At 67.8% G+C, this 239-nt stretch carries 1 pseudogene; it reads right to left on the bottom strand.

Annotated elements, in window-relative coordinates:
• Positions 1–239: pseudogene (locus tag ACWXWW_RS18335) on the bottom strand (hypothetical protein); the annotation flags it as partial.

The following is a 239-nucleotide window of genomic DNA, read 5'->3' as shown; positions in this document are numbered from 1 at the left end:
GCCCTGGTTGGCGCGTCCGAAGGACTTCATCACCGGGATACCGCGCACCAACTCGATGACCGCGGCCGTCACTCCTTCGGAGGCTCGCTCGTAGTCGCGCTGAAGGCCGGCGCCACGCGACATCATTACGCCCATCAGGGCGAAGGTGACCAGCACCGGGACGACCGCCACCGCCGCGATCCGCCAATCCACCGCGACGAGCGCGATGAGGGAAAGCAGGGGAACCAGCACCGCCACCA

It is taken from the genome of Microbacterium sp. KNMS (assembly GCF_053851835.1).
The sequence above is the reverse complement of the archived record's forward strand: the minus strand, read 5'-3'. Positions and strand labels throughout refer to the sequence as shown.